Below are 19609 nucleotides of genomic sequence, written 5' to 3'. Positions count from 1 at the left end.
TTTCTATTGTAGCTAATTTAAGCGAAAAAAACCAGACCTGCGTATAAATTCCTTAATCAACATCGATCGGGTGCTTAGCCGTTAAAGCTAAAACTTGTTGTTTAACCGCGTCCAAGTTTGCTTGATCATCCGGCGCACTCAGTACCTGTAAAATTAATTTAGCCACTTCCGCCGCATCCGTTGTATCAAAACCGCGGGTGGTAATCGCTGGCGTTCCAAGCCGAATTCCAGACGTCTTAAAAGCGCCTAAGGTTTCATTTGGAATGGCTTCCTTATTAACCGTAATGTAAACCGTATCCAATAAATCTTGGACTTGACGGCCATTCAAACCGGAATTCGTCACTTCAATCGTCATCAAATGGTTATCAGTACCACCGGAGATTACCCGTACGAGGTCGGAATCATCAAAAACCGCGGCCATCGCTTGGGCGTTATCAATGACGTGTTGCGCGTAAGTCTTGAATTCAGGTTGAAGATCCTCACCCAGTGCAATCGCCTTCCCCGCAATCACGTGATCAAGTGGGCCACCCTGATTACCAGGGAAAACGGCTGAATTAATCTTCTTACCATACTTTTCCTTGGCTAAGATCATTCCGCCACGGGGTCCCCGCAACGTTTTATGCGTTGTGGTCGTCACTACGTCCGCGTACGGCACTGGGTTGGGATGTAACCCAGCGGCGACTAACCCCGCGATGTGGGCCATATCCACCATCAAGAGGGCCCCAACTTCATCCGCAATTTCGCGGAACTGTTTAAAGTCGATGATCCGACTGTAAGCGGAGGCGCCCGCAACGATCAACTTGGGCTTAAATTCGAGCGCTTGTGCGCGGATAGCCTCATAATCTAATTCTTCGGTTTCGGGGTTCAAACCGTAAGCTTGGAAATGATAGAGTTTACCAGAAAAGTTAACGCTCGATCCGTGAGTTAAGTGCCCCCCGGCGTCTAACGACATTCCCATCACCCGGTCGCCAGGTTGAATCAACGCCATGTAAGCTGCGGCGTTGGCTTGTGAGCCTGAATGGGGCTGAACATTGGCGTACTCAGCACCAAAGAGCTTTTTCGCCCGTTCAATTGCCAGCGTTTCTACTTGGTCAATAAATTCATTGCCGCCGTAGAAACGGTGACCGGGATAACCTTCAGAGTATTTGTTCGTTAGCACGCTCCCCTGCGCAGCCCGAACGCCTTTGGAAACGATGTTTTCAGAAGCAATTAACTCGATGTTGTGTTGCTGACGGGCTTGTTCTTTACCGATTGCTGCCCAAACCGCTGGATCTTGTTCTTGGTAACTCATTGATAAATTCCTCCATTTCACAAATAACAACAACTTTCGGGTTTTCCCGACTTGCAATTATTATACACTAAAATGGGTCTGGCCGGCAGATTTATTTAAGCGATTCATATAGGCAGCACCTAACCCCTTACTATCAAAGGCTTGGCAGAGAATATCTTTAATTTCAGTTTCCATATCATAGTGCCGTAAGCCCGCAAATAGTCGCTGACTAGCCGATTGAACATCCGTTCCAAGTGAAAATTGTTCGCAATTTGCTGGCAGCTGATTATTCGATAAAACGGCGTCCGTTGCCATCACACCAATCGGAACACTCTGCTGAGCAGCCCACTTCAACGCTGCCGGCCAATCTTCAGACCGGTCAACGATGTAAACCTGCGCGTTTGGCGCGTAGTGCTTGTATTTCATTCCTGGTGCCTTGGGAACCTCGGTCGCCCCAACGTGATGTTGTTCCGTCTGAACGGGCTGTCCAATTACGCTTTCAATTGCGCTAGCCGTAATCGCACCCGGTCGTAGAATCGCGGGCTGCGCCGTCGATAAATCTAAAACGGTGGATTCCACGCCGACCTTCGTCGGCCCGTCGTCTAAAATACCGGCAATTTTCCCGTTTAAATCGTGTAGGACGTGCGCCGCCGTCGTCGGACTCGGCTTGCCCGACGTATTTGCTGACGGCCCGACGATTGGTGTCTGGGCCGCCCGGATTAACGCAATGGTCGCCGCATTATCTGGATTACGAAACGCCGCGGTGTCAAGCCCACCAGTTACGGCCGGATCAAGTGCCCCGGGTTTGAGTTTAAAAATCATCGTCAGTGGTCCGGGCCAAAACGCCTTAATCAGTTTCCGCGCGGCGTCCGACAATGGCTGTGCAAACTGCTCAACCGTTGCAACGTCCGCAACGTGGACGATCAGTGGGTTATCGCTGGGCCGTCCCTTAGCGACGTAAACCTGCTTAACCGCCGAAACGTTAGTGGCATCGGCACCTAGGCCGTACACCGTTTCGGTCGGAAAGGCCACTAACTGTCCCCGTTTGAGTAATTGGGCTGCGGCCGTCACTTCGGCCGGCTGAAAAACTTGTGTTTCCATTCTGGAATCGCACTCCTTAATTAGATTGCTGAGTTTTATTGAGAACTAACCGCACCATCCGGTCGTGCCCCGCTAAGTCTTGATGCAGGGTAAACGCGGCTGTCGGTAATTTTTGGTTAAATAGCGTCCGTAACGCGGACCCCTGATGGTACCCAATCTCTAGGTAGACGCTTAACTGGCCACGGTAGTCGGCAAGCTGGTCTGCTAAGCGCGCGTACAGCGCCAGCCCGTCATTAGCCGCAAATAACGCCAAATCTGGTTCGTAGTCCAAGACGCTAGCATCCATGACCGCACGTTCCTTTTCGGCAATGTACGGTGGATTACTAATAATCACGTCATAATCAGCCAACGTAACGCCCGTTAACAAGTCGCGCTGACTAAAACTAACGGTTAAGCCTAAGCGGGTTGCGTTGCGCTTAGCCACTGCCAGGGCCGCTGAAGAAACGTCGCTCGCTGCAACCTGCCAAGCGGGCTGCGCATTTTTAACGGCCAGCGCAATGGCGCCCGAACCTGTCCCGACGTCGAGTACGTTTAACGCCGACGTTGCCTGATGATCAGTTAAGACCCATTCGACTAATTCTTCAGTCTCAACCCGCGGAATTAATACGGCGGGCGTCACTGCGAGCTTCAAATCAGCAAACGGCGCCCACCCTAGTACGTACTGCGCGGGTTCCCCGGCTGCTACCCGCTCAACCGTCCGCTGATAAGTTTGCCACGTTGAATGTGGCAACGGCTCGCGGTACCGGATTAATAGCTGGGTTTGATCCAGCCCAGTTAGTCCCAACAATAGAAACCGGGCCCCGTCAGTTGGCACGGCCGCCCGTTTAAGACAAAAAGAAGCCCATCGCTGGGCTTCAAAGTACGTTGGTGCAACCGGCTTATCCATTCGTCAGTTGCTCCATCTTCTTAGTTTGATCCGCTAAGACCAGCGCATCGATAATTTCGTCTAATTCGCCGTTCATAACGCGGTCTAACTTATTCAACGTCAAGCCGATTCGGTGATCCGTCACCCGGTTTTGAGGGAAGTTATAGGTCCGAATCCGTTCGGAACGGTCCCCAGTCCCAACGGCTGACTTCCGTTCGGCGTTATATTCATTTTGTTCTCGGGATTGATAATAATCATAAACCCGCGCACGGAGGATTTCCATCGCCTTGGCCCGGTTTTGTTGTTGTGACCGTTGATCTTGCATGGAAACAACGATCCCAGTTGGTAAGTGGGTCATCCGCACGGCCGAGGAAGTCTTGTTAATATGCTGACCACCGGCCCCGGAAGAACGGAACACGTCGGTCCGAATATCTTTCGGATCAAGGTCAATATCAACGTCTTGCGCTTCAGGCATAACCCCCACCGTCGCGGTGGAAGTGTGGACCCGCCCAGCCGATTCCGTGACTGGCACCCGTTGAACCCGGTGAGCGCCACTTTCGTACTTCAGCTTCGAGTAAACTTTATCACCCGAAATAATCAGGACAATTTCCTTAAAACCGCCAACTTCAGTTTCATTCCGATCAGCAACTTCCACGCTCCAACCTTGCCGTTCAGCGTACTTTTCGTACATGTTAAACAAATCGGCCGCAAACAAACTAGCTTCGTCGCCACCAGCAGCCCCGTGAATTTCCATAATAATGTTCTTATCATCGTTCGGGTCCTTGGGTAACATCAATAACGTTAAGTCGTGTTCAAGTTGATCTTTTTCGGTGTTCAGATTCTTTAAATCGTCCTTAACCATCGCGTTCATCTCGTCATCGAGCTTTTCACGTAACAGTTCGTCATTTTCGGCAATCTGCTCGGTAACTTCCTTATAGTGGTTATAGGTTTCAACGGTTTCCCGCAAATTTCCCATTTCCTTGGACAACTTCATAAAACGTTGCGAATCCGAAATAACCTCGGGATCACTTAATAATTCACCGAGTTCTTCGTAGCGGTCCGCAACGGCTTGTAACTTATCAAAAAACTTATCCATAGTTTTATTAATTCCTCACTTTGTTGATTTCCGGCGGGAAGAAGTAGTGTCGCCGACAAACTGGATAGTAGGCTTCATTGCCCCCAATTTGAACCTGCTCGCCTTCATAAACGGGTTGCCCGTCGTGAAAGCGCAAGTTCATAATGGCCTTTTTCCGGCAGAACCAGCAAATCGTCTTCATTTCTTCAATTTTATCCGCATATAATAGTAAGTACTTACTACCTTCAAACAGTTCATTGCGAAAGTCATTCTTTAACCCGAAGGTCATGACCGGGATGTGCAACTCGTCAACAATGTGCGCTAATTCAATGATGTGGTGCTTCTTCAAGAACTGCGCTTCATCAATCAAGACACACGCCGCGTCGGGGTTCGTCTGCTTGACAACTTCTAAAACGTTGGTCTCATCAAAAACCGGAATCGCCGGTCGCTTTAACCCAATCCGGCTCGCAACGTAGCCAACCCCGTCACGATTATCTAACCCGCTGGTCATGATGATCACCGACTTGCTCTGTTCCTCATAATTATGGGCAACCTTTAAAATCTCAATTGTTTTCCCACTGTTCATTGCACCGTATCGAAAAAATAATTGCGCCAAGCGACTCATTCCCCTTTTTCACACATTTCTAGTCAATTATAGCGGATTTGGCTCCGAATTTCAGCAATCAGTAGTGAAAACTAATTAACGAATTGTTAATATCGCCGCTGATCGCGGTAGTATCGCTTTTCTTTTACGAAAGTTCAGTATAAAATACTTGAGAGTAGGACAACTTGTCCGGGCTTCAGCTCGACACTACGAACGGTTGACCGTTGCTGCCGGCCATTCGTAAATCAATTATTTAGGGGTACTGATAGTTATGTCAATCAATAGTCTGCTGGCCACTTGGACCGGCAAATCTGCATACTGGTTCCTGCACACCTTTCGGGGTGGCGGGAGCTCCTTACCAGGTAAACTGGCTTTAAAACTCGACCCAACGATTTTAAAGCACCTGGCTAAAAATTACGACGTGATCATTATTACCGGCACGAACGGTAAAACGCTCACGACCGCCCTGACCGTAAAGGTGCTGCGGCAACGGTACCCTGATATTTTAACCAATCCGAGCGGTTCCAACATGAAACAAGGCATCGTGACCACCTTTTTAACCGCGCCGAAAGCGCACCAAAAACCGTTGGCCGTCTTAGAAGTCGACGAGGCCAACGTGGTGATGGTCACCAAGTACATTACACCTAAGGCCTTCGTTTTCACTAACATTTTCCGTGATCAGTTGGACCGCTACGGTGAAATTTATACCACTTATCAAAAAATCTTGGACGGCGTCGCGTTGGCCCCCGAAGCAACCATTATCGCTAACGGGGACCTCCCACTCTTCCACTCTAAAAAGTTACCTAACCCGATGCTTTACTACGGTTTCGATTATCAAGCGGACCATGATCAACAGGCCCCGGCGAACACCGACGGCTTACTGTGTCCCAACTGTCAACACATTTTACGGTACCATAGCCGCACGTACAGCAACATGGGTAAGTATTACTGCCCGCACTGCGGTTTCGAACGGCCGCAACTGACTTGGAAATTGAACGCCTTAACGAACATGACGCCGACGAGTTCTGATTTTGAAATTAACGGGCAGGCGATGCACCTCAACATCGGCGGTGAATACAACATCTACAACGCGTTAGCGGCGTTTGCGGTTGGGCGCTTTATGGACGTCCCGTCCAAACAAATTGCGCAAACCCTCAGTGAAAACGACGAACAAGTTTTTGGTCGTCAGGAAATTTTCCACGTCGGTGACAAGGACGTAACGCTCGTGCTGGTGAAAAATCCGGTCGGCTTAAATCAGGTCATTAAAATGATGAGTACCGATTCGCAGCCGTTTTCGTTCGCCGCGCTACTCAACGCCAATTACGCTGACGGAATCGATACGAGTTGGATTTGGGACGGGGCCTTTGAAAAACTGCCCGCGATGAATATTCCAGCCTTTATTAGCGGTGGCGAACGTTACCGCGACATCACCTTCCGGCTTAAAGTTGCCGGAGTCGCACCCGAAAACTTAACGATTGTTCCCGACCTGACCAAGATGACGGCGGCCATTCAAAAGTTACCAACCAAGCAAGTCTACGTCGTCGCGACCTATACGGCCATGCTGCAACTCAGAAAACAGCTTGCCAGCCAGGGAATTATTAAAGGAGGGATGGCTTAACATGGCTTATCAACTACGTGCCGCCCACTTATACGGCGACTTAATGAACACTTATGGTGACATCGGGAACCTGCTCGCCATGCGCTACTATGCAAAAGCGGTCGACGCCACCATTGATATCGATTTGATTAGCTTAGACGATGCGTTTGACCCGGATAAGTACGACTTCGTCCTCTTCGGCGGTGGTCAGGATTACGAGCAAACGATCGTTTCTAAGGACCTCCAAACGAAAAAGGCACCCCTAACCGCGTACATCCAAGCCGGCGGTCCGTTTCTGGCCATCTGTGGTGGTTTTCAAATGTTAGGCCACTACTACATCGGGGCCAACGGTGAAAAAATCGCCGGTATCGGAGCTTTAGACCACTACACGCTTAGTCAGGACAACAACCGCTTCATCGGCAACATCACCATTAAAAACGCTGAGACCGGTCAGACCTACTACGGCTTTGAAAATCACAACGGCATGACCTTCCTCGGTGCGGGTGAACGCCCCCTCGGGGAAGTTGAACAGGGGCACGGGAATAACGGGAAGGACGGTAGTGAAGGCGTGATTTATAAAAACACCTTTGGTTCCTACTTCCACGGCCCCATTTTAGCCCGCAACGAAGCCCTCGCAAAGCGGATCTTAAAAATTGCGCTCCAACGCAAGTATCCAGACGGCGATTGGTCCCCCCTCGACCAGTTGACTGAGGACTTAACTAAAAACGTCGTCATTAAACCGTAACTGGGACCGCTTAGCCTAGTACTATTAATATAATTTATATTTTAAAGGACCGCCATAATCGCAAGTCAGGCTTCATGCGATTATGGCGGTCTTGATTTTCTTCTACGAGCGCTTCGGAACATAGCAAAAAGCCGTAAAATCAAGATTGGTTGGTACCACTTTGATTAATCCAGACTACTAACCTGATGGGAACTGTTTTTCCTGCGGCCCGCAGATTAGTTAACCCCTTGTCATTATAAATTTTATTTATGTACTTTTTGAAAGTGGTTTCAACTTCCTGATAGCATCAGTTATTGTCTAAAAAAAGATTGGTCCGCGTGCGCACGCTTATCAATCTTTTTTATCATCGCAGGGGGTTAACTAATTAAGCCTTAGCCCCTGGTTCGGAAGCAATAATTTGTAAGTCACCCTTCAAGGTCCACTGCTTAACGTCGTAAGGTAAGATAAAGTGAACACCCTTAGTCAGCGGGTAATCCTGACCATCAACACTAATACTCCCCTCGCCCGCTAGTACGGAAACGAGGGTGTACGGTGCCTGCTGCCGTTCAAAGGTCGCTTGACCGCCTTGTAAGCGCCACTGCCAAACAGCAAAGAATGGTGACTGAACGTACTTGGTCACGGTCGCATCGCCAACCTGCGTCGTCGTGATGTTCAAGTCCGGATCGTGATGCGGCACGTTCGTCGTGTCAATTGATTGTTGCAAGTGCAACTCGCGCTTTTTGCCCGTGGTTTTATCAACCCGGTCCCAGTCATACAAGCGATAAGTCGTGTCAGAGCTTTGCTGAGTTTCTAAGACCATGATGCCCTTACCAACGGCGTGAATCGTTCCCGATGGTACGTAGAGGAAGTCACCGGCCTTAACTGGCACCCGGCGGAATAAGCGGTCCCATTCGCCATTATGAATCCAATCAGCTAATTGCTGCTTAGTTTGGGCATGGTGGCCGTAAATCATGGTTGCCCCGGGTTCGGCTGCAATCACGTACCAGCACTCGGTTTTACCTAATTCGTGTTCGTGTTCCGCCGCGTAAGCATCATCGGGATGAACTTGAACCGATAAATCTTCGCTTGCGTCTAAAATCTTGGTCAATAGTGGGAAGACGTCCCCCTTTGCGTTACCGAAAACGTCGCGGTGTTGATCCCAAACTTGATCCAGCGTTAGGCCAGCGTAGGGGCCGTTTTCAACCATGGCTGGGCCGTGGGGATGGGCTGAAATTGCCCAACATTCACCCGTATGATCACTAGGAATGTCGTAGCCAAAGTCGGTTTTTAAGCGCTGACCACCCCAAATTTTTTCGTGGAACACTGGTTTTAAGAAATACGGTTCACTCATAAGTTATCTACCCCGTTAGTCGGATGAGTCGTCAAAAGTCGGCTAACTTTCCCTTTCTTACTTATTCATCAAAACGCGGCTGACATTTACAACGCTAATCAATTAACCAAACTAACGCTCGCGGACTCACCTTAGCCTCCTCGCGGACTGCCAGCCACTAATCGTAATTAAAGTTTAGCACAAATGAAAGCGGTTGTGAAATGGTGTCTAGTCTTTTTAATTAATTTGCTTATACATTTATTTGAAATTAATTTTGAGGAAGCGTGTCCGCCAGCCAAGCTGCAATCAGCCGGCGCCGTTCCGGTAAAAAGCGCGCGTCGTCGACCACCGGATGAATTCGGTTAGATAAGAAGACCAATCCGCTTTGCGTTTGGCGGTCCAGCATGATTAGGGTCCCGGTGTAGCCGGTATGAAAAATCACCGGCTGGTCCGGCTGCCGATACCAAAGGTTCCAACCAAAACTACGACTTAAGCGGCCGTTCGGGGTCCAATCTTGGTATAACTGCTTGATTTGAGTCTGCGTTAAAACGGTCGGCACGTCTAGTTGCCCTAACAGTAAGCGGCTAAAGCGTACTAAATCGGCCACACTGGCAAACAACCCGGCCGAACCACAGTGGGCACCCAAAATTCGGCCCTTCGGATCGTGAACCGTACCACGTAGGGGCTGACCATCAGCTTGACAAACGGTTGGGACCGCTAACTCCGCTTGCGGATGAAAAGTTGCATCCGGTAACGCCAGCGGCCGTAACACCCGCTGGGTGATCACCGTTTGAATTGGTGCGTGTTCAATTTGTTCAATAATTAGCCCGGTCAAAATTAAGCCGAGGTCGGTATAAACGACCCGGTGCCCCAGGTTTTGATCACTAATTGGGAGCGCTTGAACCGCCCGCAATAACTGCGGGGCAGCCAACTGGTTACGATTAGGAATGTAGCCACTAATGCCACTCGTATGGGTCATTAAATGGCGCAACGTCACCCGCCGGTTTTCAAAGTCCGGCAGATAATCATGAACCGGCCGGTCGATGGCCAACTTGCCCTGTGCCAGTAACTGCAGCGCCACCGTCGTGGTCCCGATGACCTTCGTTAGTGAGGCCAGGTCGTAGCGAGCGTGCGCCCACAACGGGAGGCGGGTCGGCTGAACCTGGGCCACGCCCACCCGTTCTTCAAAAACCTGCGCACCGGTTAGTAAGGCGTAGCTCGCGCCTGGAATCACTTGATTAGTTACCATTTGTTGAATTTGCGCGCGTGTTCGTTCAAATTGCATGCTTCATCCGCCTCAACATCCCACTAAATTTTCGAATGGCCGCTCGCCATTCGTTGTCAATTATACGCCGCTTGGTTGCGGTTACGGCGACTTTTTTTCATGAATGATCCGGGGAACGACCGCCAGCCAATAAATGATAATGACACTCACACTCACGACCGCCGCCCCGCGCTGAGTCACCAAGCCAAAATTAAAGAGTAGCATCGTTGCCACAATTATCGCGGCACTCAGCCACTCAATCACCCGACCGTACTGATATAAAAACCGCATTGCGTTCCCCTCCCTATTAATTTTATTATACCGATTCACAAAAAAAGAAACCAACCGCAAACCTCGGTTGATTTCCAAATTTAATTAAAAGTTATTCGGCGTCATCGAATTAGTCTAAATCGACCTTTTGAATCCAGCCCTCAGGCGCTTCACGGTCACCGAACTGGATACCCGTCAATTCGTCATACAGCTTCTTAGTGACCGGGCCCACTTCCGTTTCACTATAAAAGACGTGTAACTTACCGTTGTGTTCCAAACCACCAATTGGTGAAATAACGGCAGCCGTCCCACAAGCACCAGCTTCGGTGAAGCGGTCCAAATCATCGACGTAAACGTCGCCCTGTTCCGTCTTCATGCCAAATTTATGTTCGGCTAAGTAGAGCAAGGAGTACTTCGTCACGGATGGTAAGATTGATGGCGACTTCGGCGTGACGAAGGTATTATCCGCGGTAATCCCGAAGAAGTTCGCTGAACCAACTTCTTCAATCTTCTTGTGTTCAACTGGATCCAAGTAAACACAATCAGAAAAGCCGTGTTGATGCGCTTCTTGACCAGGGAAGAGGCTGGCCGCGTAGTTCCCACCAACCTTATACGCGCCGGTCCCTTTGTGGGCGGCCCGGTCGTAATTAGAAGTCGTAAAGTTGGTTGGCGTCATGCCACCCTTAAAGTAGCTTCCAACCGGCATTGCGAAGATCGTAAAGATATATTCCTGGGCCGGATGAACACCGATGTTACCGCCAACCCCAATCATTAGGGGCCGTAAGTATAAGGTTGCGCCGGTCCCATACGGTGGCACGTAGTCCTGGTTCGCCCGAACAACTTGCTTAACCGCGTCCACAAACATATCGGTTGGGACTTGCGGCATTAAAAGTCGTTCACAGCTCGTTTGCATCCGGGCCGCGTTACGGTCTGGACGGAATAATTGAATGCTACCGTCCTTGGTCCGGTAGGCTTTAAGGCCTTCAAAATCTTGTTGGCCGTAGTGCAGGGCCGGCGACCCTTCACTAATATGTAAAGTTGCATCACCTGTAAGTTCCTTTTTATACCAATCGCCGTCTTTCCAATACGCCCGGTAGCGATATGGTAGGTTGCGGTACTCAAATCCCAAGTTATCCCAGTCTAATTGTACATTTGCCATGTGATCCGACTTCCTTTATGTGTAGATTATCCAGATTTAATTAATTTGAATTTAATTAAAAGATTAATGGTTTATGAGAAGTTTGTCAAGAAAAACTCGGAAGAAGATTTCAAAGCACCCCCGCCTTTTTTTGGTATAATGAGATTAAATTCAATAAAGGACTGGTTTTTCGTGGCAAGTAATTCTGATTCGATTTATAACGTCATGTTCTACATTGCGCACCACCCCGCTGAAATCGCCTTCACCACGCCCGAGTATACGAACGTGGTTCGAATGGTGATTCCGGATTCGGTCAAGGTCGCCAACCCCGAAATCTATTTTCCAGACAACAAGTTGCTCGTTAACCGCTTTCAAGACGACTTTGTCGCTAAGAACGGTCAGTTACTCGACTTTTTCTTTGACTATACCGAAAAAAAGGTGCCCAATTATCACGAAGTCTGGGTCACAACCGCACACCTCCCGCAACAGCGGGCCTATTTCTTAGAACTGTCATTTGAATAGCACCACTGCACTCAAAAACGACCCAGGAAAAAATTCCTGAGTCGTTTTTTATCGTCACCTATTTAGTCATAAACAAGTAGAGGTCCGCAGCCGACACCCCGATCGTAAAGCGCACCCCGTTCGAGATGATTGGATCAAAGGTCGTGGTACTACCACTATTATCCTTCGTTTCCTTGGAGAATTGTTTCATGACTTTTTTAGCGTTCGCACCACTCGTTGAAGCTAACAGGGCAAACGCAGTCCCAAAGTTCTGCTGGCGTTGTTTATTCTTAAAGGCCTTAGTGGGCACGATCATTGCGGCTCCCATAACATCACCCTTTTGAACGTTTAGCCGAATTCGGTAATCCTTGGTCGTTAAAACGTTTTGAACCCCATTACTCGGCGTCTTACTTGGTAACAACTGGGACTTGACCTGCTTTTTAGCCGTTGCCATGGCAGTCGCCACCTGCTTTTGCGTGGCCTGTAAACTGGCCGCTTGCGTTTTAAGCTTGGCCGCAGCCGCTTGCTGAGCCTGTAGCGTCGCGGCGCCAGTTGCCGCCTCAGCGCCCCCGGCCTGTACTTGCGCTTGGGCCGTTTTAACCTTCGCCTGAATTTGGGCCTGCTGCTTTTTCAGCGCTGCGCCCTGCGTCTGCAGCTTCTGCGCAGCCGCCTGGTCCCGCTTACTCAACTTCGACGCAATCAAGGCCTGATTATAAGCCGTCGCCAACTTCTGATAGCCCAACAGGCGCTTCGCACCCTTTACGTGGACCGTCTTAGTCTGGTTACCGGCCTTAATTTGAACGGCCTGACGCTTCGTTTTAGTTGGCACTTGAATCACGAAGGTGTGATGATTGACCTTCGCCGTTTTTGTTTTGGCCCCATCGATTTGGTAACGGACGGTTTGCTGGTTACTGCGACCCTTAACGGCCGCGACCAGTCCGTTGCGCTTGTACGTGGTTTTAGTTGTGGAGAGCGTCGTTTGACCACAGCCGGCAAGTACTAACGCTAACGCGCCCGCTGAAACGACGATTCCTACGGTTTTACGGAACAATTAACACCCCTCCTTTAGTCTTGACTAATGTTTCCTGAAAATTGACTGTTATACAAATCGGCATAGAAGCCATTTTGCGCCATTAACTGGCTGTGAGTCCCAGTTTCAACGACTGAGCCGTGATTCATCACAATGATATTATCGGCGCCCTGAATCGTTGATAGGCGGTGCGCCACGACGAAACTCGTCCGGTTCTTTAAGAGCCGTTCCATCGCGTGCTGGATGTGAACTTCGGTTCGAGTATCCACCGAACTCGTCGCTTCATCTAAGATCAAGATTTCTGGATCGGCGACAAAGGCCCGCGCAATCGTTAATAATTGCCGTTGGCCCTGAGAAATATTGGACGCTTCTTCATTTAGGATCGTCTGGTAGCCATCCGGTAATTTACGTACAAAGCTATCAACGTGGGCCGCCTTCGCCGCCGCGTAGATTTCTTCTTCGGTCGCGTCTTCGCGCCCGTACTTCAAGTTATCGTAAATCGTCCCGGTAAACAGCCACGTATCCTGCAGCACCATCGCAAAGTGCGATCGTAAGTCTTCACGCTTCAAATCCCGCGTATCGACACCGTTTAAGCGAATCGAGCCACCCTTAATGTCGTAGAAGCGTTCCAGCAAGTTGATAATGGTCGTCTTGCCGGCCCCGGTTGGCCCAACAATAGCCACTTGCTGCCCGCGCTTAACGTCCAGATTATAGTCCTTCATCAAAAGCGCTTCGTCGGTATAACCAAACTGAACGTGTTGTAAACTGATCAAATTGTCCGAATCGGTTTCCGCGGGCAAGTCCGACTTCGTTTGCTTCATTTCTTCTTCGTCAAGGACGTCAAAGACCCGTTCCGCAGACGCAATCGTCGATTGAATCGTGTTCAACAGGTTCGCCATCTGTGAGATTGGTTGGGAGAACTGTTGCGTATATTGCAGAAAGGCCTGGATGTTCCCCAAAGTCACTTTCCCGTTGGCAACGTCGATCCCACCAATAATCGCAACGAAAACGTAGCCGATGTTATTTAAGAACATCATCAGTGGCATGATAATCCCAGAAATAAACTGGGCCTTCCAAGCCGATTGATAGTAGTTTTCGTTTTGTTCCTCAAAGTCATCGATCGCGTCTTGTTCCTTATTGAAACTCTTAATGACGACGTGGCCGGCGTAATTTTCTTCAACTTGGTCGTTTAGTAACCCCAAACTCTTTTGTTGAATTCCGAAGAATTTTTGCGACTTAGGCGCAATCACCCCAACAACGACAACGCTGAGGGGAATCGTGACTAGGGCAATTAAAGTTAACTTCCAACTGATGGAGATCATCATCCAAAGGGTCCCAATAAAGGTTACCGTGCTGGTAACCGCCTGGGTCAGGTTTTGTTGCAACGTGTTGGCGATGTTATCCATATCGTTGACCGCCCGACTCATGATATCCCCGTTACTGTGGGTATCGTAGTACGAAATCGGGACGTTCCGCATCTTTCCCTTAAAGGAACGCCGCAATTTATAAACGGTCCCCTGAGAAATCCGGGTCATGATGTACTGTTGGATAAAGTTAAAGACGGCCGATGCCAAGTACATCAAAATAACGATTAAAACGATCTGACCAATCTTTTCGAAGTTAATTGGAAACCCGTTCTGGGCAATCCCGGCACTCTGCTGGGCGTTTCCCTTCATAATCCCCTTATAGATTTCAGTAGTGGCTTTCCCTAAAATCTTAGGAGTCCGAATTTGGAAAATAACCGACGCAATCGCAAAGGCCATGACAACCACTAGTCCGACCCACCGATCAGACATGTACCGCATTAAGCGGAAAGTCGTTTTCCAGAAGCTCTTCGGTTTTTCCACGAGGCCACGGCTACCAGGACCATGCCGGGGTCCACTTGGACGGGGTGCTTCCGTTTGACTTGCTTTTTTCGCACTCATTACAGCTGGTCCTCCTCTCGTAATTGTGACTTCATAATTTCTTGATAAACTTCATTATTTGCTTTTAATTCAGCGTGGGTGCCCTTACCAACTAACTGACCATTATCTAATACTAAGATCAAGTCGGCATCGGCAACCGTGGCAATTCGTTGCGCGACGATCACCACGACGCCCTTTTGAATTTGCGCGTCTTGCCGTAATTCGGCCCGTAACTGGGCGTCGGTCTTAAAGTCCAACGCTGAGAAGGAATCGTCAAAGACGTAGACCGCGGCGTGCTTCACCAGCGCCCGGGCAATTGCTAAACGTTGCCGTTGACCACCGGAGAAGTTTCCCCCGCCTTGTTCAACGTGCGCGTCTAAGCCGCCCTCTTCTTTAACGAAGTCGGTTGAACGGGCGATTGCCAGGGCGTGCCAGATTTCTTCATCGGTTGCGTCCTTATTCCCGAACTGCATATTATCGCGAATCGTCCCGGTAAACAGGGTCGCGGTTTGCGGCACAAACGAAACCGCCCGGTGTAAATCGGCCAGATCCAAGTCCCGAACGTCGTGGCCGTCAATCTTAACGTGACCACTTTCAATGTCGTAAAAGCGTGGAATCAAGTTAACTAAGGTTGATTTCCCAGAGCCGGTCCCACCAATAATCGCGACCGTTTGGCCCGAATGCGCTTGAAAGTCAATTTTTTCCAGCGCCAGCTGTTCCGCGTTTTGATAGCGATAGTTGACGTTATCAAACGCCAAACTATGGGTACTTTCGGCTGGTAAACTAGTCGGCTTAGCTGGATTATGAATTTTGGTCTTAATTGCCAACACTTCTTGAATCCGGGAAGCCGAAGCGGCCGCCCGTGGGATGAAGGCAAAAACCATCGCCAGCATCATGAAACTCATTAACACTTGCATCGCGTAAGTCATAAACGCAATCATGTTCCCAACTTGCATGGTTTGGCTGCTAATCAATTGGCCCCCAAACCAAACAATTGCCACGTTAGTACCACTCATAATCAGGGTCATTACTGGAAAAGCTAACGCCACGATCGTATTAACCTTAATCGCATTTTGGGTGTAATCCTTATTGGCATCCTCAAAGCGGTCCTGTTCAAACTGGTCCTGGCGAAAGGCCCGGATGACCCGCACCCCGGTCAGCCCCTCACGAAAGACCAGATTAATCCGGTCGGTTTTGGTTTGCATGGCCCGGAACAGCGGAATCGCAAACCCCATAATTATGCCAATAAAAACTAATAAAATTGGAATCGCCACCAAGAAGATCCATGTTAACTCGTGACTCTTGGTATAGGCTAAAAATGACGCACCCACTAACATGATTGGTGCCATGATCATCATTCGTAACGCCATCATGGCAACGTTTTGAATTTGCACCACGTCGTTGGTCGTCCGGGTAATCAGTGAAGACGTTTCAACCTTATCAAACTCATCGTTCGAAAAGTTAATGACCTTATGATAAATGTCCGTCCGTAAATTTTTCCCGAGCTGTTGTGATGACCGGGAAGCCAAAAAGACGTTCCCAAAGGCCGCGACAACTGACAGCAACGAGAAGCCAATCATTTCAAACCCGATTTTCCAAATGTAGCTAATATCTCCTTTGGCGACCCCGTTGTTCACAATATTGGACGTCAAACTAGGTAGATTCAAATTCGCGATAACTTGGATAATCATAAAAATAATTGCCCCAATTACCGCCGGATAAGAAATCCGACCCTTGGCTATTTTAAGCATCTACACGCTCCCCTTCATTAAAATAATTATTGCTAGTTCATTCTTGCATGAATTAACGATTCTTGTCAATTATCTTTACAAGTCCAACGAGAACTATTGTAACTCACTCACCGAACTTTGACACCCCAAAAGCTTTAAAATTTAATAAAGTCTCTAATATTCAGTAAACAATGGTTGCGCTTTAATTTCAAATAAAGGCGCCCCCAACCCCTTCGTCGCCAAAATGGCGCAAAAAACCGACCAACCGCAAGCCCGAAGGTGTGCGGTTGGTCGGTTGATTTTCCGGTGTAACGAACTTAATGATTAGTTAGTCGGCGCTAGTGCAATTACTTGGTTAACTTGGCTCGGCAGTTGCGTCACCGGTACCGCCGCCCACGAATTGACATTTTGTCCCTTCGTTTCAATCTTCAGATAGTGGTTTAGTTTTAACCGGTGATCGGCATCAAAAGTCAACCACCGGCGGTTCCCCTTGGCATCGACCGTATTGATGCGGTACTCGTAGACGTCTTCACCCATTTGCCCCTGATGGTAGCTGACCGCCTGGTTGGTCTTACCGTAAACGGTCGTGACCGGCACGAGCGGGTTAACGTTATCTAACGCCATCGAAAATTCGTCCCCGCGATTCTTAGTCACCGTCCCCGATGCTAACAAGCCGCCAACGATCAACACAATCACAAGGGCTAACCCCAAAAGTCCTTTTTTCATCAATTGTTCCTCCATTAATTTAATTATTATTTTAATACAAATAATATTTTAACGGCTAGCCAATCCGGGGACTAGTGGGTCTAAGGGTTTCTTAACGACTTTAGGAAATTTCTAAAGCTTCTAAAAGCTTCTTAATAATTAAGGTGGCTCTGCACCAATTGGTGATGAAATTGCTGCCAGCAGCGGGTGTAACCGATTGGCAAAAACACTGCGGGTATCGATTTGAGCTCACTCAGAAAACCGCTGAGCAATCTCAAATTCGAGCCTTATTCTAAGCCGGAAGAACAACACTGCCGACTAAGAATAATTTCGCAGTTGAGCCATGGTTACACCCCCTACTGGCTAAATTTATCTTAATACCAAGATTCAATTAATGAAACAGGTTGTGTAAGGCACTTACTAAGCTAACTACAACCTTACCTGCTTATCTAGCAGTTACAGCAAATTTGTTAAAAATCCAACTGACCTTTTAGTTAAATAACACCATCATCATAGGGTTCTTACGGTTAGTGCTTCCCCATAAACACAAAACAACCCGCCAATATCTCTTAGATATTAGCCGGGTTGTTTAAAATAAGCCTAATTATACTGAAAGGACCTCACCAATTAATGGCTAACGCGTAAACGATAAAACCGCCAATTAACATGCCAACGGTCGCTAAACTCCCCAACAAAACGTTGCGGGTGGCGCGACTGACCCGTTGTTCGAACCGCGTCTTCGTTTGGGTTGGTTCGTGTTGCGCATTGAACAACGACGCATTCGTATTTTTAATCCAATCGGCTCCCCGTTGTCCGTAATATGGATTAACGTGGTCCGCTTGGGAACGTGCAACCCGTCCATCGGGTTTGGTTAACGGTCGATATTGCCGCATTAAAATCCTCTTTTCCTTGATTGCTTAGTGCTTCTGAGCTTTATAAGGAACTGCGTAATTCTTAGGTGCGTCACTCGCCTTAGCGTACTTCCAATGGCCAGACATCTTTTTTTCTAACGGTGCGTTCGGCTTAATGCAAGTAAACCGGGAGCCGACTTCATTTTCGATAATAAAAATCCGGTTAAATTCGTGCCGGGTCTGAACAACGTGACAGTCATCGTGATCAATTCCAAAAACATCTTTATAGACCAACAAAAATTATCTCCTTTGTAACTGACTAATAAACAATCCAATCATGCCGCGACACCCAACGATCAGTTTTCATTCCACCTTTATTATACGCCCCACCCCGAACCGGTAAACTGTTTTGCTCAGCTTTTTCCCCGATTCACAATTAAAAGCGTCCTTGATGATAAAGCGACGTTCTTTACCAACGCACGCATCAACGGCAAACGAAAAGGACTAAAACTGCCCTTCAGGCAAGGTTTCAATCCCACGCAAGCATCCGTAACGCTAATTTCGAACGGCTCCAACTGACCGTTGTGGTCACAAGCATCCACTTTCTATCATAAGAGTAAACTTTCACGCTGTAAACCAGAATGTTTGTTCGCCGCGCTTAACCAGCAGCCCCTTCGTTACCAAAGCCCGGCCTTCAAATCACGGTTTGCACGTAATAAAAAAACACCGAATCGCCGTCAAACCAGCTCTTCAGTGCTTAATTATTTTACCGTAACGCCTACTTAATCACCCGCACGGGGATCGAACCCGTAACTCCGCCTTGAGAGGGCGACGTCTTAACCAATTTGACCAGCGGGCAAAATTCATTTACAATCTTACCGAAACATTCGGGACTTGTCAAATCAAATTTACAATCAATTTTAGATGCTTACAATTTTGCGTGCCGCAACCGCAGAACCGTAACGCCTACCAGCGCAATAAATAAGAGCCCACAATAGACCACGCAACACCAAAAAACAAAGGTCAACAGCGCCGGCCATAAAAAATGGCGCATTACCGCAAAAGCGATGGCGGTCACCGCCCACACCACTAATTGCTGGCGCAGGCGGTTAAACCAACGCGTTAATTCCTTCGTTGTCATTTTGATCACCCCACCCTTTTAGTGTGCCCAAAACCCGCTTTAAACGCAAGCGTCAATGCGTCTTTTTTGAAAAAATTGGCTTCAAACCTTGACAGTTAAGTTCCGAAAAGTTAATATTAAATAGTTGTTTCGCAACGTTATTGGGTATTCGCCAAATTGGTAAGGCAGCGGACTCTGAATCCGTAATTTACTGGTTCGAGCCCAGTATACCCAATCAGTTTAACGAAGTCGCCACCAACTTTTAAAGTTGGTGGTTTTTTTATCTAAAAAAAAGCCGGAATTACCGACTGGTAGAATTCCGGCTGCCACTTATTTAAAAAACGACTTGTGGGTCGCCAGGCGGTAAATTGCATCGCTCAGCCCCACTACAAATACCAAGCCTAAACCGGCATATTGTAGCCAAGGGACGTTTGTTTTCAGGCTGGCGACCTGACTCCCAACCCCAAATAAAATCAAGCCAAACAGGATGAGAATGCTTTCTACCATGTTTAGTGTGCGCATACGGGCCT

The 19609-nt window shown here is 48.4% G+C and carries 20 protein-coding genes and 2 tRNA genes; 4 read left to right on the top strand and 18 right to left on the bottom strand.

Annotated elements, in window-relative coordinates:
• Window positions 1–52: 52 nt before the first annotated feature.
• Genes glyA through FFM79_RS03040 form a run of 5 tightly spaced genes read right to left on the bottom strand, consistent with a single transcriptional unit; the run spans window position 53 to window position 4927 of the window.
• A complete protein-coding gene (gene glyA / locus FFM79_RS03060) occupies window positions 53–1291 on the bottom strand; it encodes a serine hydroxymethyltransferase (RefSeq protein ID WP_137642000.1) in 1239 nt (412 codons plus the stop codon).
• A 60-nt stretch (window positions 1292–1351) separates the two neighbouring features.
• Entirely contained in the window at window positions 1352–2371 is a 1020-nt protein-coding gene (locus FFM79_RS03055; RefSeq protein ID WP_137641999.1) for an L-threonylcarbamoyladenylate synthase, read from the bottom strand.
• Between the two features lie 16 nt (window positions 2372–2387).
• Window positions 2388–3257: a peptide chain release factor N(5)-glutamine methyltransferase gene (gene prmC / locus FFM79_RS03050; protein WP_137641998.1), complete on the bottom strand. Its 870-nt coding sequence runs from the start codon at window positions 3255–3257 to the stop codon at window positions 2388–2390.
• The gene (prfA, locus tag FFM79_RS03045; RefSeq protein WP_137641997.1) at window positions 3250–4332 is read right to left on the bottom strand and encodes a peptide chain release factor 1; all 1083 of its coding nucleotides are present in this window, start codon (window positions 4330–4332) and stop codon (window positions 3250–3252) included. The genes prmC and prfA overlap by 8 nt, the downstream gene beginning before the upstream one ends.
• Window positions 4333–4339: 7 nt before the next feature.
• Complete coding sequence (locus tag FFM79_RS03040) at window positions 4340–4927, bottom strand: thymidine kinase (RefSeq protein ID WP_137641996.1); 588 nt, start codon at window positions 4925–4927, stop codon at window positions 4340–4342.
• 259 nt (window positions 4928–5186) lie between these two features.
• Here FFM79_RS03040 and FFM79_RS03035 point away from each other — a divergent pair, with 259 nt between their 5' ends.
• Together FFM79_RS03035 and FFM79_RS03030 are read left to right on the top strand one after the other, a co-directional pair.
• Window positions 5187–6533 carry a Mur ligase family protein gene (locus tag FFM79_RS03035; protein WP_137641995.1) on the top strand — a complete coding sequence of 449 codons (1347 nt, stop codon included), beginning with the start codon at window positions 5187–5189 and terminating at the stop codon, window positions 6531–6533.
• A 1-nt stretch (window position 6534) separates the two neighbouring features.
• The gene (locus tag FFM79_RS03030; RefSeq protein WP_137641994.1) at window positions 6535–7257 is read left to right on the top strand and encodes a type 1 glutamine amidotransferase; all 723 of its coding nucleotides are present in this window, start codon (window positions 6535–6537) and stop codon (window positions 7255–7257) included.
• A gap of 364 nt (window positions 7258–7621) precedes the next feature.
• Here FFM79_RS03030 and manA read toward each other — a convergent pair whose 3' ends face one another.
• The 4 genes from manA to FFM79_RS03010 form a co-directional block, all read right to left on the bottom strand.
• Window positions 7622–8587, bottom strand: a complete 966-nt coding sequence (gene manA, locus FFM79_RS03025) for a mannose-6-phosphate isomerase, class I (protein ID WP_137641993.1) — start codon at window positions 8585–8587, stop codon at window positions 7622–7624.
• Window positions 8588–8834: 247 nt separating this feature from the next.
• A complete protein-coding gene (locus tag FFM79_RS03020; protein ID WP_137641992.1) occupies window positions 8835–9851 on the bottom strand; it encodes a serine hydrolase domain-containing protein in 1017 nt (338 codons plus the stop codon).
• Window positions 9852–9932: 81 nt separating this feature from the next.
• A complete protein-coding gene (locus FFM79_RS03015; RefSeq protein ID WP_137641991.1) occupies window positions 9933–10121 on the bottom strand; it encodes a hypothetical protein in 189 nt (62 codons plus the stop codon).
• 109 nt (window positions 10122–10230) lie between these two features.
• The gene (locus FFM79_RS03010) at window positions 10231–11259 is read right to left on the bottom strand and encodes a branched-chain amino acid aminotransferase (RefSeq protein ID WP_137641990.1); all 1029 of its coding nucleotides are present in this window, start codon (window positions 11257–11259) and stop codon (window positions 10231–10233) included.
• 138 nt (window positions 11260–11397) lie between these two features.
• Here FFM79_RS03010 and FFM79_RS03005 point away from each other — a divergent pair, with 138 nt between their 5' ends.
• On the top strand, window positions 11398–11760 hold the full coding sequence (locus FFM79_RS03005; RefSeq protein WP_170177362.1) for a hypothetical protein: 363 nt from the start codon (window positions 11398–11400) through the stop codon (window positions 11758–11760).
• 58 nt (window positions 11761–11818) lie between these two features.
• Here FFM79_RS03005 and FFM79_RS03000 read toward each other — a convergent pair whose 3' ends face one another.
• From FFM79_RS03000 to FFM79_RS02965, 8 genes are all read right to left on the bottom strand, one after another.
• Entirely contained in the window at window positions 11819–12790 is a 972-nt protein-coding gene (locus FFM79_RS03000) for a hypothetical protein (RefSeq protein ID WP_137641988.1), read from the bottom strand.
• 14 nt (window positions 12791–12804) lie between these two features.
• The gene (locus FFM79_RS02995) at window positions 12805–14694 is read right to left on the bottom strand and encodes an ABC transporter ATP-binding protein (protein ID WP_137641987.1); all 1890 of its coding nucleotides are present in this window, start codon (window positions 14692–14694) and stop codon (window positions 12805–12807) included.
• A complete protein-coding gene (locus tag FFM79_RS02990) occupies window positions 14694–16424 on the bottom strand; it encodes an ABC transporter ATP-binding protein (protein WP_137641986.1) in 1731 nt (576 codons plus the stop codon). Before FFM79_RS02990 ends, FFM79_RS02995 begins: the two co-directional genes overlap by 1 nt.
• A 303-nt stretch (window positions 16425–16727) precedes the next feature.
• Window positions 16728–17129, bottom strand: coding sequence for a YxeA family protein (locus FFM79_RS02985; protein WP_225424361.1), 402 nt, complete (start codon window positions 17127–17129; stop codon window positions 16728–16730).
• A 599-nt stretch (window positions 17130–17728) separates the two neighbouring features.
• Window positions 17729–18001, bottom strand: coding sequence for a hypothetical protein (locus tag FFM79_RS02980; protein WP_137641984.1), 273 nt, complete (start codon window positions 17999–18001; stop codon window positions 17729–17731).
• A 24-nt stretch (window positions 18002–18025) separates the two neighbouring features.
• Window positions 18026–18253 carry a hypothetical protein gene (locus tag FFM79_RS02975; RefSeq protein WP_170177361.1) on the bottom strand — a complete coding sequence of 76 codons (228 nt, stop codon included), beginning with the start codon at window positions 18251–18253 and terminating at the stop codon, window positions 18026–18028.
• 492 nt (window positions 18254–18745) lie between these two features.
• Window positions 18746–18818 (bottom strand) — tRNA-Glu (locus FFM79_RS02970).
• A gap of 69 nt (window positions 18819–18887) precedes the next feature.
• The gene (locus FFM79_RS02965; RefSeq protein ID WP_137641982.1) at window positions 18888–19100 is read right to left on the bottom strand and encodes a hypothetical protein; all 213 of its coding nucleotides are present in this window, start codon (window positions 19098–19100) and stop codon (window positions 18888–18890) included.
• A 141-nt stretch (window positions 19101–19241) separates the two neighbouring features.
• Between FFM79_RS02965 and FFM79_RS02960 the strand changes: the two genes are divergently transcribed.
• A tRNA-Gln gene (locus tag FFM79_RS02960) sits at window positions 19242–19314 on the top strand.
• Window positions 19315–19409: 95 nt separating this feature from the next.
• Here FFM79_RS02960 and FFM79_RS02955 read toward each other — a convergent pair.
• A complete protein-coding gene (locus tag FFM79_RS02955; RefSeq protein ID WP_137641981.1) occupies window positions 19410–19601 on the bottom strand; it encodes a hypothetical protein in 192 nt (63 codons plus the stop codon).
• Window positions 19602–19609 lie beyond the last annotated feature (8 nt).

Source organism: Lactiplantibacillus modestisalitolerans (genome assembly GCF_005405425.1).
GTDB lineage: Bacteria > Bacillota > Bacilli > Lactobacillales > Lactobacillaceae > Lactiplantibacillus > Lactiplantibacillus modestisalitolerans.
This window is presented reverse-complemented; position numbering and strand designations above follow the sequence as displayed.